This is a genomic window from Paenibacillus sp. cl123 (assembly GCF_900101595.1).
Lineage (GTDB): Bacteria > Bacillota > Bacilli > Paenibacillales > NBRC-103111 > Paenibacillus_G.
The window spans coordinates 87,362-103,641 of record NZ_FMYY01000024.1; the positions used below are offsets into that span (position 1 = coordinate 87,362).

The following is a 16,280-nucleotide window of genomic DNA, read 5'->3' on the forward strand; positions in this document are numbered from 1 at the left end:
TTATCCTTCCTTCCTTATCTGTTTGCTTGGCAAATAGACGCGCGGGTCGGTGCTTTTCCCATCCAGCAGCACCTCATAATGAAGATGAGGGCCGGTACTTCTGCCGGTTGTTCCGAGTCCGCCGATCGTTTGTCCTTGCTCCACCTGCTCCCCTTGGGTGACGGCTACTTGGTTCAGATGCATGTACCACGTGCGCAAGCCGTTGCTGTGCTCGACGATAACGTGATGGCCGTGCAGCTTGTCGTAGCCTGCCTGATGCACGACTCCGCTGGCGGCGGCGAACACCGGATCATCCAGCTTGCCCGCGATGTCGATGCCCCTGTGAAAGCTAAGCTTCCCGGTAAAGGGATCTTCCCGGTATCCGTAGCTCGAAGTAACGATCCGCGAGACGGTCGGCCACAGGCTCGGCGTGCGCCGCTGCCGCTCCCGCTTCTCCAGCAGCCGGCTTCGGGAATCCGACAATCCTGTCGCGATGCGGTCTATCTCGCGTTCCAGCAGGGTGAACGTATGGCCTGTCGCCGCGGCGATGCGGATCGTATCCTCGGGCTCTGCGGGGAAGTTGGGGCCGCCCATGCCAAGAAAGACCTGGGAGGCGGGAAGAGGCAGCGCGGCGGCGCCTTCTCCCGCGTTCCGGTCCAGAGCGCCGGGGGCAAGCTGATGCAGATCGCGCTCCAGCTTCTTCATAGCCTCGATCCGCATCCGGACCTCGGCAGCCTGCCTGGACAGGGCGAACACCTCGCTTTGCAGCTCTTCGATTCGGCGGTCTTTGCTTTGCAGAGCCTGCTCCAGCTTGACGGCTTTGCCGCTCAGCTCGCTCGTGCGATGGAATGTCGACGCCGCGGAGCTGAGATGACGGATATGCAGGCAGGCGGCGGAGCCTGCCGCCAGGAGGGCGGAGAGCAGCGCGCAGCAGACAACTCCGCGCGACAGCTTGAAGCGTACCACGCTTTCGTCCGCACCGGGAATGATGAGGAACGTCAGCTTGCTTCGAAACCACTTGAAGTTCATGATGTCTTCCTTTCATCCATTTTCTTTCTTAGCCTGACTGCTTGGGCAGTCAAGAAATCTCCGGCGCGTACATAGACTTGGAAACAACACGACTATGTTGGTCCTGGAGGGATATCGATGTCTTTTCTGAAAACAAGCCGCATGACCTTGCGGGAACGGCTTGCTCTGCATATCGGGTATGAGGCGGCCGTTCAAGCGCCGGGCTTCGCCGGCGGACCCGAAGTTTTGCAGAAGGCAGGCAAGCGGTTCATACGTGTCGGCAGCCAGTATTTCATCCCGCATACCTTGCAGGAAATCGTGCTGCTCGGCGTTCCGCACGAAGCGACCGGAGCAGCGGCCATCGTGCGTACGGTATACGCCGGCGCGTTCGAAGGAAAGCTGGTGCGCAGCGGACTTGACTTCGTCGAGCTGCTTGTCACCCGCGAGGAGGAGGAAGAAGAGCTGCTGATGCTCATCCCCTTCGGGCAGATTGTCAGTCTGGAGAAGCTGGAATAGCCGCTTGCTACCGGACGGAAGGGGGTCTTGGATTCAGCTTGGCCGTCTGCTTCAGCTCGATCTGCGAGATTGCAAAAGCGATCAGCAGACAAAGCGCGTACCCGGAGGCGCACAGGATGCCTGCGAGCGCATAGCTCTTCCCCAGCGCCAACCCCATAAGCGACAGGATCACGCATAGAGCAAGCAGTCCATTGCCCAGCAGCCCCCAAACCGCCGGGGGCCTCCGCTCCAGCCAGCCTTCCCGGACTTCGTTCCTGCGCCCGCCCCGGCCACCCTGCCGTCCCTGCTCCTTTGCTTTCGGGGAATGCTCCGTCTCCTTGGTTATGGGGAAGCGGCGGGCCCCGATCATCAGAATGATCAGAAGCAAAGGCTGGTAGCTGAGCGCGATGACGGGCGAGCTGAAGTTTTCGAAGCTGAGCACCTCGGTCGTGCTGCGGAACGCAAGAAACGTCGTCAGCAGCAGGAAGAGGCTGATAGGTGAATTGATGACGGAGTAATCGCGTTGCTTGAACAGGCTGGCGATGCCGGTAAGGAAGGCCAGATAGATCAGGATGATCTTGCAGGCCGTTATTGGATACCAGATGCTGAGAATAAAGAGGTCCACCCTGTCCAGGAAGTCGGTAATATGGATATGCTGCACCAGACTGTAATTAGGATAGATCATATTGCCGGGAATGACAGGTCCAAGCACGACCAACTGCATGAACATGGACAGACTCAGCAGCACGGCCGACAAAATGATGCCATGGCGCAAGGAAGTGCGGAGCTGCCCGGAACTCCATAAGGTGTGCAGGAAAGCTCCGGCAACGAGAATATCGCCGAACCAGCCGATCCCAAGAATGCTGGAGAAAGAGTAATTCGTCATATCCAGCGTCATCACCGGCTGGATGAGATGACGGTCTATTTCGTTGGACAGCACGATCGGCGACAGAAGAATCTGCAGGAGAAAGAACGGGAAGAACAACTCGTTGACCCGAGCCACCACCTCAACGCTCGTTTTTCCATAGAACAGCAGCAGCAGCATGAAGAGCATGATCAAAATACCGGGAGGCGTGTTAGGCAGCAGAGTCGTCCCGATAAATTGATTGAACGTCTTCGTAGTGCGCATCAAGATGAACCAGAAGTGAAGCAGGATGACCACATTCACGAATGTGCCGAAGAAACGGCCGAAGACGATGCTGTTGATCTCGAACAGATGCTTGCGCGGAAAGCGGATGGCCAGCCTCGTCAGCACATAACCGACTAACAAGGCGTAAATCATGGGAAACAAGTAGGTCATCCAGGCGTCCAGCTTCGCTATCCGGAATATTTCATGCTGAATGCTCAGCAGCCCGCCCCCTGTGAGCAGCGAGCAGATAAGCCAGGCGAATTGTCGTTGGCCGATGATCTGTACGTTTGCGGACACGGAAAAGCACTTCCTTTTCCCAGAAGTCATAGTGTGTTACGGATGCACGATGGAGAACACCCAGGGGGATACCTGGTTAATGAAAAAACGTGTCGGCATCGGAACATCTATGCCTAGCGCCACCGTCATGTACAAGGCGAGGGTAATGATATACATGCCTACATAAGCTCTCTTGATCCCTCTGGGCATCGTTCTCCAGTGCTTTTTGTCCAGAAATAGCAGCAAGCACATCAAAAGGAAGAAGCAGATGAGAAACTCGTTGACACTCATGGCTTCATCTCCGATTTCGTAATATTGTCGTAAATCAAGCCGGTTTCCGTCAGGTTGCTGTTTACGTCAATATGGAACTCGGCGGTTTTCAGAGCCTGCGGCCAAGATTTCGCATACTTTTCGTTCCATTCGCGGGGATAAGCATGCCAGACATATTGGCCGAGCTGCGCGGAATCCGTATTTTTCTCCAGCATGCGCTTCAAGGTTTCCTGGATGCTTTCCTGGATGTACGCAGACAACCGTTTTTCTACCTGATTGATCTTATCCGTTTGGCTGAAGTCGTAATAACGGGTGCTCTCGACGACTTTGGCTTTCGTATTGACTTTGATATCGAAGCTTAGCTGCCCGTTCTCCAGCCTGGCCTTGATTGTGCTGGCCGTATCGAACACTCTTACATTGATAGCTTGGTCACGGTCCATCTGCAGCACGGCGAAAATATTGATACTGCCAGCCCGCAGCCAGGTCAGTCCGGCGGCCGCACGGCCTTCAATCGTCCCGACAAGCTTATCCCTCTTGAATTGGCTGTAACCGAGCACTTCTACCTCGCGGGAATCCTTAAGCCCTTTCTCGGATTCCTTCACTCCCATATGAATGGCGATGGGATCGCCTCCAGGCATGCTTAAGGCGAGGGCGAAATCCTTCAGATTCATATCGATGACCATCTTGGACTTGGCCAGCTCACGGATCGCTTCGGACGGGAATCTTTCAAACTGTGGCGTGGTCTGCAGCATCTCATAGGCTTTTCCTTTCGTGATGATGAAGTATGTCGTCATCCGGCTTTCAGGGGAACGGGGAGTAGCGTCGAAAATGTCCAGCACGCCTTTCTCCCGGGCCGCCGCCTCGCCGACCAGAACCGTACGGCGATGCGCCAGCACCATGCGGCGCGCCATGCGTTTCTGCAGCTTGGATTGCGCTTCGCGGAATGTCGAGCCTATCTCCGAGTCCACGTAATAGCTTTTGTCGCCGCCGGCCGTCCCGCCCCCGCCCCCGGAAGCGCCTCCCATCGAGCCCGGCAGCGGAACCATAACCGAGTAGCGGATGCTCCCGTCCTTCTCCAGATCGATAGCGGTGGACAAAATAAAAGCAAGGTCATTGATTTCCGTCCGATCCCAGCAGCCGGTCAAGAGCAGCAGCAACGCGCCTGTCAGGATCAGCCGGCCGAAGGCAGCCATCACGTTTCCTCCTTTCGATGATCCTCATGCTGTATTGTTTTCCCGCGCTGGCCCGCTTGCTGCATGATCTCATCCTGCAACTCTCCGTCCATCCTGGTTTGATCCAGCGTAGGGACGAAGCTGGGCCGTTCATCCATCGACCACCAGGGAGCCCGGATCAGGATATCCTTCATATCCGAGCCGACTTGCGGCGCGAGAGGCGATAGGTAGGGGATGCCGAATGAACGCAGGCTGGCCATATGGCCGATGATCAGCAGCAAAGCCGTCATAATGCCGTAGATGCCGAACAGCGAAGCGGCGATAATGATCGGGAAGCGAAGCATCCGGATGGCGATCGCGCCGTTGAACCGGGGAATCGTAAAGGAAGCGATCCCCGTGATCGAGACGACGATAACCATCGGCGCCGAGACGATCCCGGCCTGTACCGAGGCTTGCCCGACGACGAGCGCGCCGAGGATGGAGACGGCGGAGCCTATCGTCTTCGGCAGGCGAATCCCGGCCTCGCGAAGCGCTTCGAACGTAATTTCCATCATTAACGCCTCCACCACCGCAGGGAAAGGGATCGCCTCGCGGGCTGCGGCTATGGACAGCAGCAGGGTGGTAGGCAGGAGATCCTGATGATAAGTTGTGACAGCCACGTACATGCCGGGCGTGAGCAAAGAGAGAAAGAGCAGCAGATATCGCAGCCAGCGGATCAGAGTAGAGATCTGGAAGCGCTCGTAGTAGTCCTCGGTCGCCTGCAAAATTTCGGCGAACACGAAGGGGACCAGCAGCACGAAGGGCGTTCCGTCGACAATAATGCCGACACGACCCTGCAGCAGGGCGGCGGCGACCATATCCGGCCGCTCCGTATACTGCACCTGGGGGAACGGCGAGTAGGCCGAATCCTGAATAAACTCTTCCAGATAACCGGATTCGAGCACGGCATCAATATCGATCTTCTCCAGCCGGCGCATCACTTCCTCGACCATCGACGCCTCGGCGATATCCTCCAGATAAGTCACGATGACGTTCGTGTTGCTTTCCCGTCCGATGACAAGCGGCTTCATCTTCAGATGCGGCGTCTTCAGCTTGCGCCGGATCATCGATGTGTTGGTGCGTATATTTTCCACGAAGCCTTCCCGCGGACCGCGCACGACGGACTCGGTCTCCGGTTCGCTGATCGAGCGCTTCTCCATGCCGCGGACGCCCATCAGCAGCGCCTTGTTGTTATGCTCCACGATAAGCCCCGTATCGCCCCCGAGCACGGCATGGAGCAGGTCGCCATAGTTGTCGACTTTACCGATCTGAGAGACGGGCAGCACCGATTCGGAGATGTCGTCGATGAACCTTTCTCCGCCCTCCAGTATCATCAGCGCCTTCATCGCTTCGTTGACTTCCTCGGTTTTGGCCATACCGTCCACGAAGAAGAGAATGGCCTGTTCGCTGTTCTGCAGCTTCAAGTCGCGGACGACAAAGTCGGAGCAGTTGTCGAACAGCCCCTTCACATACTCGCGATTGTCATCCAGCTCCATGGAGATGGGAACCTTGCGCAGTTCATCGATGAACCGGTAGTCCTTGGTTAGTAAAGAGTGCTCGCTTTCTTTGCCTGCCTGGTTTCCCTTCTTTCTGAACACGGCCAGCCATCCTCCTTTCCGCTGCCATACTTGCTTGCTCCCGCCCATGGCATGTCCTGCCTATTATGGCACGAAGTTCCGCCAATTATGACAGCTTCCAGAGGTTTCCTCGGATAAAGGAGCGGGCCCGAGGCAAAGAGAAGCCCGAATAGGGCAAAGCGTACTGGAGAAAGCTAGTGAGGAAAAAGCAGGCATGCGTGGGAGGAATGTGCTTTGATATGGCTTGTCATAGCTCTGGTCTTGTTTATCATGCAAATATTGACGATTCTGCTCGTAGAGGTTCGCAACCCGTCCAAAGCCATGGCTTGGCTCTTCATCTTGTTTATCGTGCCGGTTGTCGGATTCGCCGTGTATTATTTCTTGGCTAAGGACTATACGCAGCGCAGGAAAGTGAAGCGGATCGGCCACCGCTATGTAAGCGATCTGAAAGATTACGGGAAGAAACAGAAGCCCCAGGCGATGGGCATAGATGAGGACCGCATCCGGGGCTGGCGCTCGGAGCCGCGGCTGTTCGCTCTGTTAAACAATATCCCGGGCTCCCTCATTACGATGCGCAATGAAGTCCGGGTGCTGACCGATGCGGTCGAGGCGTATCCCGCCATGCTGGCTGCGATGGAGCAGGCCGTCCGGTTCATCCATTTTGAGTTTTATACCATTCGCCACGATGAGGAAGGCCGCCGATTCCAGGAGGTGCTGATCCGCAAGGCGAGAGAAGGCGTGAAGGTGCGCTGCCTGTTTGACGGAATCGGCAGCTATCAGCTGAGCGAACGCTTTATCGCGGAACTCAAGCAAGCCGGCTGCGAGGTGTATGTATTTCTTCCCGCCCTGATAGCTTTCTTCGACAAACGGATCAACTACCGCAACCACCGGAAGATTGTGGTAATTGACGGAGTCAAAGGCTACTTGGGCGGTATCAATATCGGCAACGAATATATGGGCGGCAATCCGAAGCTGGGTTTTTGGCGCGATACGCATCTGGAGCTGGAAGGGGATGCCGTATTTTCCCTGCAGAACACTTTTCTTACGGACTGGCACTTCACCAGCGGGCAGCGCCTGACGGATTCCTGTCTATTCCCTGAGCATGATTGCCGGGGCAACAAGCCGGTCCAAATCCTGTCCAGCGGGCCGGACGCGCATTGGGATGCCGTGCTGGAGATGTATTTCGGAGCGATAACCGCAGCCAAGAAACGCATTTATATTACGACGCCTTACTTTATCCCCGACCCCAGCATCTCGATGGGGCTGAAGACTGCAGCGGTCAGCGGGGTGGATGTTCGCATCATTTTTCCGGAGACGCCCGATTCGAAAATCGTCAACTACGCTTCCCGCAGCTTTATGGAGGAACTGATGCAGGCCGGAGTCCGCTTCTACGCTTATCAGAAAGGCTTTATCCATGCGAAGGTGATGCTGATCGATCATCTGCTTGCTTCCGTAGGCACAGCCAATATGGACATGCGCAGCTTCTACAGCAATTTCGAGCTCAATGCCGTCATGTTCGACAAAGAGACGCTGCACCGGCTGGAGACGGATTTTTTGCTCGACTTGAAGGACAGCCGCGAATTGAAGCTGGCCCAATTCGAGCGTCGTCCCAAGTCCCAGCGGCTGAAGGAGGTCGCCGGAAGGCTTTTGTCTCCGTTGATGTAGGGGGTAGGCAGGCAGGTGAGGCTGGCGAGGCTGGGAGCTGTAGTTCAGTTCAGGCGTAAACTTGCTATCAGATGCTTGAGGGAAGGGGAGGCGAACGCTTGGCTCTTGCTCAGCCTCCCGGAAGAAAGGAGAGGATATGATCCAGATTTTGCGGAGGCAAGGCCGCGATCAGGTCGCCTCTCTGCCGGAGCCTGTCGACGATATTATGCAGATTGAAGTCCCGGGGATCGCACCGGAGCGCCACCTCGTCCCAAGTCAGCGGGGTGGAGACGCTGGCGGCTTGTCTGGCTCTGGGCGTATAAGGAGCGGACAATGTTTTGCCGTACCAATGCTGCAAATAATCGATATAAATATTGGTGCCGCGGTCCTTCTTCAATCGCTCTATCGTGAACAGCCGCGGATGTTTTTGCACCGCATACTTGGCTACAAATGCTCCGATCCGGCGCAGATCCTCGAACGAATAGCCCTTCTCCAGCGGGAGCGGAATATAGATCTGCACCCCGGTCGCGCCGGAGGTTTTGGGTACGGAGCGGATATTCATCCCATCCAGAATTTCGCCGATGATGCCCGCCGCTTCCATGATGCGAGGCTCCGGGTCGATACTCGGATCGATATCGATCAGCCATTCCACAGGCAGCGTCTCTCCGATCCGGTGAAACGAAGGATGGAATTCCAGCGCCGCGAGATTACCCAGCCATAGGAGCGTGGGCAGGGAATCCAAATGCACATAGTTGATGCCGTCAAGCTCAGCCGTATGGACGAACGGAGGAAGAGGCTCGGGCGCATTTTTCTGATAAAATGACTTGTCGTTATAACCGTGCGGATATCGGATCGTAGTCAGGTAGCGGTCCTTGCAATAGGTCAGCAAATATGGGGAGAGCAGGGCCAGCTTCTCCAGGTAGACGGCTTTCGTAATTCCCTGCTCCGGCCACAGCAGCTTGTCGGGATTCGTGATGGTCAGCTCCTGGCCCTCGATGGTTACGATGCCTCGGGCTGCCGGCCGGTTCTTGGCGGATGTCGCCATCTCTGCCCCTCCTTCAAGTAAAATGGTGTATTTTGCTGCAGACAGCGGCGGCTTGCACATAAGAAAGGAGCTCTAAAATGCTATGCATATGAAGCCTGTCGTTCCATTCGAACCGATAAGCGCCGATCGCTTTCCAGAAGGGGATAACTGGATCGCGCAAATCAAGTGGGATGGCGTCCGGATGCTCGCTTACGGGGAAAACTCCGATGTCCGGCTTGTCAACCGGCGGTTGAATGACCGGTCCGCGCAGTATCCCGAACTGCTCGATGCTTCCCGTTACTGCAACGCTTCTTCATTTATTCTGGATGGAGAGCTGATCGCTCTGGACCCGGCCAATAACCGGCCATCCTTTCATGAAATTATGAGACGCGATGCGCTGCGTCGGGATTCGTCTGTCGAGCGGATGAGGAGCCAAGTTCCGGTTACTTATATGGTTTTCGACCTGTTGTTTCTGGACGGCGTCTGGGTAACGGACCGCCCGTTGGCCGAGCGCCAGCGGCTGCTGGGGGAGGCGCTTATCCCCCAGCCGGACGTTCAACTGGTTCAGAGCTTCTCCGACCCCGGGTCCTTGATGGAAGTTATGGTTAGGCACGGGATGGAAGGAGTCGTCTGTAAAGACTTGAGCGGCACCTACACAATGGGCGGTAAGGACAAGCGCTGGCAGAAACGCAAAATTATGCATGATCTGTATGCGGTCGTAGGCGGTGTGACTTACCGGGACAAGGTCGTCAACGCCTTGCTGCTCGGCTTGTACAACAGCCAAGGGGACTTGATCTACATCGGGCACGCAGGGACGGGCAAAGTAAGCGTCCGGGAATGGTACGAGCTTACCGAGCGCGCTGCACCGCTGATCGTTCGGCAGCGCCCCTTCCGTAATGTTCCGGAGCGGAGCAAGGATGCCGTCTGGCTCGAGCCTCGCATGACCGTGAAGGTGCAATTTCTCGAATGGACCGGGGGCATGACGATGAGGCACCCCAGCATCCAGGCGTTCGCCGATGTACCGCTCGAGTCTTGTACCATGGATCAGATCAGGTTTCCGTAAAAGTCAGGTGGCGGGCTTAAGCGGTACTCGCTTGCGGCTTTGGCGCCGCGGTCTGGCGTCTGGAAAGTATCTGATGCCTGTGCCTATTGCTTTTGACAACAAGCCTGCAAGCCTCTTGAAAACGAGCTGCTTTAGGAAATCGTCTCTTTGGCGGTTTTTCCTTTGGCCTTGCTTTTACCGGCGGCTGTGTTCTTCTTCGGCTTGGTTTTAGGCGTAGGCGCGGTTGCGACTGGAGCGACAGCCTCCAGGCTTGCCTGCAGGGCGGACATCAGATCGACCACATTGGCCCGTTGTGGCTCAGGAGCTACACTCACCTGCTTGCCCGATACTTTCTGCTCGATTGCGTCCAGCAGCGCCTGACGGTAGGTGTCTTTGTATTTCTCAGGCTCAAATGGGGTGGACAGCTGACTGATCAGCACCTTGGCCATATCCAGTTCCTTCTCGTTAATGCTGCTGGCCTCGGGCAAATTCGGCACCTGAGCGACCGGACGGATTTCGTCGGGGTAGAAGATCGTTTCCATCGCAAGGCAGCGGTCGATGATCCGGATTGCTGCCAGCGAGGACTTGGAGCGGATCGATACTTTGGCGATTCCGATCTTCCCGGTCTGCCGCATAGCCTCGAGCAGCAGACTGTACGCTCCGGAGCCTGTTTCGTTAGGAGCGAGGTAGTAGGTTTTATGGAAATAAACCGGGTCAATTTCGTTCAAGTCGACGAAGTCCAATATTTTGATTTCCTTCGTGATTTCTCCCGTCAGCTTCTCCAGCTCCTCCTTCTCGAACAGCACGAAGGCTCCCGGTTCATACTCGTAGCCGCGCGCGATTTCCTCCCACTCCACCTCCCGGTCGCAATGCTGGCACTTGCGGACAAAGTTTAAAGGGGTATTGCATGCCTTATGAATCATGCGCATCGAGATGTCCTTATCCTCCGTAGCCGAAAACATCTTGACCGGGACATGAACCAGGCCAAAGCTGATGGCGCCTTTCCAGACGGTATGCATGAAGGGTTCCTCCTGTGTTTACGCTTTGTAGGAGTTAGTATGGCTCGTTGCTGGGCGGATCATCAGGTATGGCAACGGTTCCCGCCTTTAGCCTACATGCCCCAGGAATCAATCGCGTGCGCATGGGCGGGCAGAGATTCGGAGAAGCTAAAGCCCGTGGGCCGAGCCTTTCGGCTGGAGCTCAACCTTATCCAATCGAGAGCGAAAGGAGCACAAACACATGAGCGAAGCAGGTACTTCGGCAAATGCCAATCCGGATGATGCCGCCCATGAAGGCCGCGAATCGCATTTTATGGATATCGACCGTATGATCAACGAAGGGCTTGGCGGCGGCACAGTATCTATGCATAATGGCTTGATCGACGATTCCACCACCGATACGATGGACCATCCGGAATCGGTTATTAGCAGAGGTGAAGACCAGTGAACGTCCACCGGGCATTGGAAATTTTGCAGGCGGACCAAAAGATCGATGTGGAGCTTAACGGGGTTGCCGTCTGGATAGACAGCGTGGATGAAGCGCAGGCAACCGCCAAGATCCACGATGAAGAGCGGCCGGCCGCTGCCAGGGTTGTCCCGGTGGAGCGGCTGCAGGAGATACAATAGCCGGGTCAAGTCCGGCAGCGCAGAGTGGTCTCGCGATTGAGCGCCGGAACTCCCGATACGGTTGATGGCGCAAGCGGCGCGGCCTCGTTGTGAACATGCGGTCTTGCGCGCTCGATCCTAGCGCTTGGCATGCAGAACAGGTCTGTAAGACAGTCGCTGGTCTTGCAGCGAGGGTGAAGTCGTTGTTTTTAGCGTTTAAGCTCGCGGGCGGTCATGGACTCTTGAACCGAGCCGCTTGGCCTGCCGGTCGGCTTCCACTCCCGAAGCGTCTGGCAAGGGCTGCTCCAATCAGGGAACCCATAAACCAAAATGGTCGAGATCAGGGACAAGCTATCAGCCCCGGCTCGACCTTTTTTCGGTTACTAAACGGAATAAGCCGACCCGCTTGCGTGGCGGAAGCGCGCCCGGGATAGGACAGCGAATGCTGCGCATGGACGCCGAACCCCCGGGGATTGTTCTTGCGGCAGGCACAGAAGAAGGTCTATAATAATGGTCAATACATACGGAGTGGAGGGGAAGCCGGTGACCCCTGTTGACGAATTTTCGCTAATCCGACTGCTCACGGGTGATAAGCAAACGAATGCCTTCCGGCATGAAGATGGCGTCGAGGTAGGTATCGGCGACGATGCTGCGGTGGTCCATGTGAATCCCGGCATCCAATGGGTTCTGACCTGCGATACGATGACGGAGGAAATTCATTTTAAGCCTATTACGATGCGGGATGCGGACATCGGTTTCAAGGCGATGGGCTCCGCAGTGAGCGATATCGCCGCTATGGGCGGCCGGCCGAGGTTCGCCCTCGTAGCGTTGTGTTTGCCCAAGGACAGCGATGTGGAGCGGGTTCGCCGCATTTATGACGGGCTATATGATTGTGCGGACCGGTACGGAATAGCCATCGTCGGTGGAGACACAACCTCGTCGGCGGGCGGGATCACGATATCCGTTACCGTCATCGGTGAAGTCAAGACAGGCCGGGCGCTGCTGCGCAGCAGCGCCCGGCCTGGCGATGCCGTGTTTGTCACGGGCTTCTTGGGCCGTTCTGCCGCAGGGCTGGAATGGCTGCTGCGGCAGAATACGCCTTCTGTGCAATGGGGCGCTAACTTCCCGCCAGACATCTATGCGAAGCTGGTCGCCGCCCATTGCCGCCCGCTTCCGCAGATCGAGGCGGGATTGGCGCTCAGCCAGTCCGGCATGTGCCATGCGCTTAACGATGTAAGCGACGGCTTGTCCAGCGAAGCCTGGGAGATCGCGGAAGCTTCCGGCGTCGGCATCGATCTGATCGAAGAGCAGATCCCCATTGCAGACGAGCTGCGGGATTATGCGGCTAGCGTCGGCCGTGATCCGTTGGAGTACGTGATGGGCGGCGGAGAAGATTATGAGCTGCTGGGGACAGTGCCGGCAGCTCAAGCCGAAGCTTTGCGGCTAAAGCTTGCCGAGGCGGGCTTAACGCTTCAGCTGATCGGACATGTGACTGACGAGCATACCGGCGTCCGGCTTGTCGGGAATGCGGGAGAAATCAGCGAGCTTGCGAAGAAAGGGTATAATCATTTTGTCGAAGGATGAGAGAGGGGAAGGTAGGCGGATGGACACCTACGAATTCATCGCGGACGACTTATCGCAAACCGCCGAACTGGCTTCACAGCTTGCCTCGCTGTTCCGGCCGGGAACGGTGGTAGCGCTTGACGGCGATCTGGGAGCCGGGAAAACGGCTTTCTCGCAAGCGGTGGCGCGAGCGCTTGGAGTCGGCGGGGTGGTGGTCAGCCCCACATTTACGATTATTAAGGAATATGAAGGGACGGAGCTCCCTTTTTATCATATGGATGTGTACAGACTGTCGATGGAAGAGGCCGATGAACTGGGGCTTGACGAATATTTTTACGGGGATGGCGTCACGTTAGTCGAATGGGCTTCCTTGATCGATGACCTGCTGCCTGCGGAGAGACTGTCGATCTACATCGAGTATATGAGCGAGCACGCAAGGCGTTTCCGGCTAGTGCCGGTCGGAGAGCCTTATATTCACTGGTGCAGCCGATTAAAGGAGAACGGATTGTTAAGATGAAGATGACGGAACCGCTTTATGAGAAGCATAAATGGATGATGGCTGTGGACACTTCTACGGCCTACATGACGGCTGCGTTGTCGCAAGGCGAGTTGTGGTCGGGCGAGCTGACATCAAGGGCCGAGCGCAATCACTCGCTTTATCTGGTGCCTGCGCTGCAGAATCTGATGGACGAAGCCGGTATTCGTTCCCGGGAGCTGGGCGGGTTCGCCATAGGTGTAGGCCCTGGGTCGTACACCGGCGTCCGCATTGGCGTGACGGTCGCCAAAACCTTCGCCTGGACGCACGGCTTGGCGCTGCTTGGCGTTTCTTCGCTGGAGGCGATGGCGCTGGGAGGGGCCTATTTTTCTATCCGGCAAGCAGAGCCCGCACAGGAGGACACCGTCCTCGTCCACGGCGGCAGGCTGCATGCGATGGATGCTGTGCTCGCCCATGTGCGCCATACGGGGGAGACGATCTGGATCGTGCCGATGATTGAAGCCAGACGTGGACAAGCTTTTACGTCTGTTTATGAAGCATCTCCGGCAGGGTGGCGCTGCGTGGCGGCAGACAGCATCAGGCTGACTGCCCCGTGGATCGCCGAGTGGACGCAAATGGCTGAGCAGGACAGACCGGACAGGGTGCTGTTTGCGGGCGAAACGGCCATGCATGAGGAAGCGATCGGTACGCTTGAAGGGGTATGGGGCGAGCGGGTAAGTAAGACAGAGCATGGCATTCGGGCGAGGTTTGTCGCGGAGCTCGGAAGGATGCGCTGGGAGCGAGGGGATTTGGAGCATGTTCATGCATTGGTTCCGAACTATACGCAGCTGGCGGAAGCCGAAGCGAAGCTTCTCGCCAAAGGCAAGTAAGGGAGGGGGGCTATTGCAAGTGAAGGACAGCCGGATGACGAAACAAAGCGGTGCGGAGACGGCATCTTTTCGGGAGATGCGTGTAGAAGATATACCTGCCATTTGTCGTATAGAAAAAGAGTCGTTTACGACGCCGTGGACGGCAGCCGCCTTCCACAATGAGCTGACGAATAACCAGTTCGCCAAGTACATGGTTTTGGAATATGACGGCGAGATCGCCGGTTATGGCGGAATGTGGCTGATCATGGAAGAAGCCCATGTCACCAATATTGCGATAGGCGCAGCCTACCGCGGCCGCAAGCTGGGAGAGAAGCTGCTTACGGAGATGCAAAAGTCAGCCAGTTTGCTCGGGGCCGAGCGTATGACCCTTGAGGTGCGGCCTTCCAATGAGGTGGCGCTGGGGCTGTACGCCAAAAAAGGCTTTCGCTCCGTAGGCGTACGCCGGGGCTATTACACCGATAACCAGGAGGACGCCCTGATTATGTGGGCCGATTTGCCGAAGCGGTAAGCTGGCATTCAGTACGTAATTAATGAGGGAGCGATGGCTTTGATGAGGAAGGAAGAGGCAGGCGGCTCAGGAGCCGAGTCCGGTCCTGTTTATATATTGGCGATCGAAACGAGCTGCGATGAGACATCGGTGGCCATTGTCCGGGACGGCACGGAGATTTTGGCCAATGTCGTATCCAGTCAAGTCGAGACGCACCGGCTCTATGGAGGCGTCGTGCCGGAGGTGGCCTCGCGCCAGCATGTCGAGATGATCACCCTGATCATTGAGGAGGCTTTCGCCAAAGCGGGCGTCCGGCCCGGTCAGCTGTCCGCGGTTGCGGTGACCTATGGCCCCGGCTTGATCGGGGCGCTGCTGGTCGGTGTCGTAGCCGCCAAGACGCTTGCATGCGCCTTGGAGCTGCCTCTGATTGGCGTTCATCATATTGCGGGGCATATTTATGCCAATGAACTGGTCCACCGCGTTGAGTATCCGTGTATGTCGCTGGTAGTGTCCGGCGGGCATACGGAGCTGGTGTATGTGGAGTCCGAAGGCGTATTCCGCATTATCGGGCAAACCCGGGATGACGCGGCCGGCGAAGCCTACGACAAAGTAGCCCGCGCGCTCAAGCTGCCGTATCCCGGCGGCCCGCATATTGACCGGCTTGCCCATGCTGCGGAAGAGGCGGTGCCTCTTCCGCGCGCCTGGCTGGAGCCGGGCTCGTACGACTTCAGCTTCAGCGGGCTGAAGTCGGCCGTGCTGGCCGCGCTGAACACCGCGGCCATGAAGGGGCAGCCACTGGCTCCGGAGGCCGTGGCCAAAGGATTCCAGGACTCGGTTGTCGAGGTCCTGGTTGAGAAGGCTTTGCGCGCCGTTCAGGAATACGGCGCGAAGCAGCTGCTGTTGGCGGGCGGAGTGGCCGCCAACAAAGGTTTGCGCGCCGCGCTGGAGGCGCGCTGCGCACAGGCCGGCGTGCCGCTGCTGGCGCCGCCGCTGTCCCTGTGCACGGACAACGCGGCGATGATCGCCGCCGCTGCTTTTCTTAAATTCCGGCGGGGGCAGTTCTCGCCGATGGATCTGAAGGCCGAGCCGCTGCTCAGCCTGGAAGCGTGGTCGGTGTCGTAGATTTTTGGGTTGGAACGTTTAGAGCAGAACATTGCCGAATGAGAAACCGTTGGCTGCAGGCGTATGCATCTGCCGCTCAACGGTTTTCTTGAGAGTTAACTTCACAAAAGTGATAGAGTGTGGTGGGACTTTCTTCTCGCAAGAAAAGCTACCGCTAAACACGAATGTATCTTCCCCGAATAGGCTCCGATCAGGAGCTGTTCTTATGGGAAAAGATTCCTGGGACAATTAGCTTGCATTTTCTATCTGTATTTGATATATTACTCCTTGTCGCTTCAACAGGCGGCCGGCAGATTACGAGCGAATGAAAAGAATTTTAAAAAAATAACTTGCATTCGACATCGGAAGTGTGCTAATATAAATGAGCTGCTTCGAGAGGTGGACAAGCCGATCGGAACAGTAAGGATTTATAGAAGAAATTGCCCTTTGAAAACTGAACAACGAGTGAGTGTTAAATAGAGAATGAAAATTCTCGCTAGCATTA

Annotated in this window: 17 protein-coding genes; 10 read left to right on the forward strand and 7 right to left on the reverse strand. The window is 56.7% G+C overall.

Features of this window, described 5'->3' with window-relative positions:
- Positions 1-1,008 carry a M23 family metallopeptidase gene (locus tag BLR08_RS25725; RefSeq protein WP_072336763.1) on the reverse strand — a complete coding sequence of 336 codons (1,008 nt, stop codon included), beginning with the start codon at positions 1,006-1,008 and terminating at the stop codon, positions 1-3.
- A 117-nt stretch (positions 1,009-1,125) separates the two neighbouring features.
- Here BLR08_RS25725 and BLR08_RS25730 point away from each other — a divergent pair, with 117 nt between their 5' ends.
- A complete protein-coding gene (locus tag BLR08_RS25730; protein WP_256257773.1) occupies positions 1,126-1,503 on the forward strand; it encodes a hypothetical protein in 378 nt (125 codons plus the stop codon).
- Between the two features lie 7 nt (positions 1,504-1,510).
- Here BLR08_RS25730 and BLR08_RS25735 read toward each other — a convergent pair whose 3' ends face one another.
- The 4 genes from BLR08_RS25735 to BLR08_RS25750 are packed head-to-tail and all read right to left on the reverse strand — an operon-like array spanning position 1,511 to position 5,864.
- Positions 1,511-2,908 carry a GerAB/ArcD/ProY family transporter gene (locus tag BLR08_RS25735; RefSeq protein WP_072336760.1) on the reverse strand — a complete coding sequence of 466 codons (1,398 nt, stop codon included), beginning with the start codon at positions 2,906-2,908 and terminating at the stop codon, positions 1,511-1,513.
- Positions 2,909-2,944: 36 nt separating this feature from the next.
- Entirely contained in the window at positions 2,945-3,178 is a 234-nt protein-coding gene (locus BLR08_RS25740) for a hypothetical protein (RefSeq protein ID WP_072336756.1), read from the reverse strand.
- Positions 3,175-4,350: a Ger(x)C family spore germination protein gene (locus tag BLR08_RS25745; RefSeq protein WP_072336751.1), complete on the reverse strand. Its 1,176-nt coding sequence runs from the start codon at positions 4,348-4,350 to the stop codon at positions 3,175-3,177. Before BLR08_RS25745 ends, BLR08_RS25740 begins: the two co-directional genes overlap by 4 nt.
- Positions 4,350-5,864 carry a spore germination protein gene (locus BLR08_RS25750; RefSeq protein ID WP_256257777.1) on the reverse strand — a complete coding sequence of 505 codons (1,515 nt, stop codon included), beginning with the start codon at positions 5,862-5,864 and terminating at the stop codon, positions 4,350-4,352. The genes BLR08_RS25745 and BLR08_RS25750 overlap by 1 nt, the downstream gene beginning before the upstream one ends.
- 315 nt (positions 5,865-6,179) lie before the next feature.
- Here BLR08_RS25750 and cls point away from each other — a divergent pair, with 315 nt between their 5' ends.
- Positions 6,180-7,610 carry a cardiolipin synthase gene (gene cls, locus BLR08_RS25755; RefSeq protein ID WP_072336745.1) on the forward strand — a complete coding sequence of 477 codons (1,431 nt, stop codon included), beginning with the start codon at positions 6,180-6,182 and terminating at the stop codon, positions 7,608-7,610.
- A gap of 109 nt (positions 7,611-7,719) precedes the next feature.
- Here cls and ligD read toward each other — a convergent pair whose 3' ends face one another.
- Entirely contained in the window at positions 7,720-8,634 is a 915-nt protein-coding gene (ligD, locus tag BLR08_RS25760) for a non-homologous end-joining DNA ligase (protein ID WP_072336742.1), read from the reverse strand.
- Positions 8,635-8,716: 82 nt separating this feature from the next.
- Between ligD and BLR08_RS25765 the strand changes: the two genes are divergently transcribed.
- Positions 8,717-9,676 (forward strand): ATP-dependent DNA ligase, encoded by a 960-nt coding sequence (locus BLR08_RS25765; protein ID WP_176835609.1) that lies wholly within the window; start codon positions 8,717-8,719, stop codon positions 9,674-9,676.
- 131 nt (positions 9,677-9,807) lie between these two features.
- On the opposite strand, the gene BLR08_RS25770 is transcribed toward BLR08_RS25765, so the two are convergent.
- Complete coding sequence (locus BLR08_RS25770) at positions 9,808-10,674, reverse strand: non-homologous end joining protein Ku (protein WP_072336739.1); 867 nt, start codon at positions 10,672-10,674, stop codon at positions 9,808-9,810.
- Between the two features lie 220 nt (positions 10,675-10,894).
- Here BLR08_RS25770 and BLR08_RS25775 point away from each other — a divergent pair, with 220 nt between their 5' ends.
- The 7 genes from BLR08_RS25775 (at position 10,895) to tsaD (ending at position 15,796) form a co-directional block, all read left to right on the forward strand.
- A complete protein-coding gene (locus tag BLR08_RS25775) occupies positions 10,895-11,101 on the forward strand; it encodes a hypothetical protein (protein WP_072336736.1) in 207 nt (68 codons plus the stop codon).
- Positions 11,098-11,280, forward strand: coding sequence for an H-type small acid-soluble spore protein (locus BLR08_RS25780; RefSeq protein WP_072336734.1), 183 nt, complete (start codon positions 11,098-11,100; stop codon positions 11,278-11,280). The genes BLR08_RS25775 and BLR08_RS25780 overlap by 4 nt, the downstream gene beginning before the upstream one ends.
- A 489-nt stretch (positions 11,281-11,769) precedes the next feature.
- Positions 11,770-12,843, forward strand: a complete 1,074-nt coding sequence (gene thiL, locus BLR08_RS25785) for a thiamine-phosphate kinase (protein WP_072336731.1) — start codon at positions 11,770-11,772, stop codon at positions 12,841-12,843.
- 19 nt (positions 12,844-12,862) lie between these two features.
- Complete coding sequence (gene tsaE, locus BLR08_RS25790; protein WP_072336727.1) at positions 12,863-13,339, forward strand: tRNA (adenosine(37)-N6)-threonylcarbamoyltransferase complex ATPase subunit type 1 TsaE; 477 nt, start codon at positions 12,863-12,865, stop codon at positions 13,337-13,339.
- Positions 13,336-14,187: a tRNA (adenosine(37)-N6)-threonylcarbamoyltransferase complex dimerization subunit type 1 TsaB gene (tsaB, locus tag BLR08_RS25795; protein ID WP_072336723.1), complete on the forward strand. Its 852-nt coding sequence runs from the start codon at positions 13,336-13,338 to the stop codon at positions 14,185-14,187. Before tsaE ends, tsaB begins: the two co-directional genes overlap by 4 nt.
- Positions 14,188-14,221: 34 nt before the next feature.
- Positions 14,222-14,695, forward strand: a complete 474-nt coding sequence (gene rimI, locus BLR08_RS25800; protein ID WP_072336948.1) for a ribosomal protein S18-alanine N-acetyltransferase — start codon at positions 14,222-14,224, stop codon at positions 14,693-14,695.
- A gap of 42 nt (positions 14,696-14,737) precedes the next feature.
- Entirely contained in the window at positions 14,738-15,796 is a 1,059-nt protein-coding gene (gene tsaD / locus BLR08_RS25805; RefSeq protein ID WP_072336950.1) for a tRNA (adenosine(37)-N6)-threonylcarbamoyltransferase complex transferase subunit TsaD, read from the forward strand.
- Positions 15,797-16,280 lie beyond the last annotated feature (484 nt).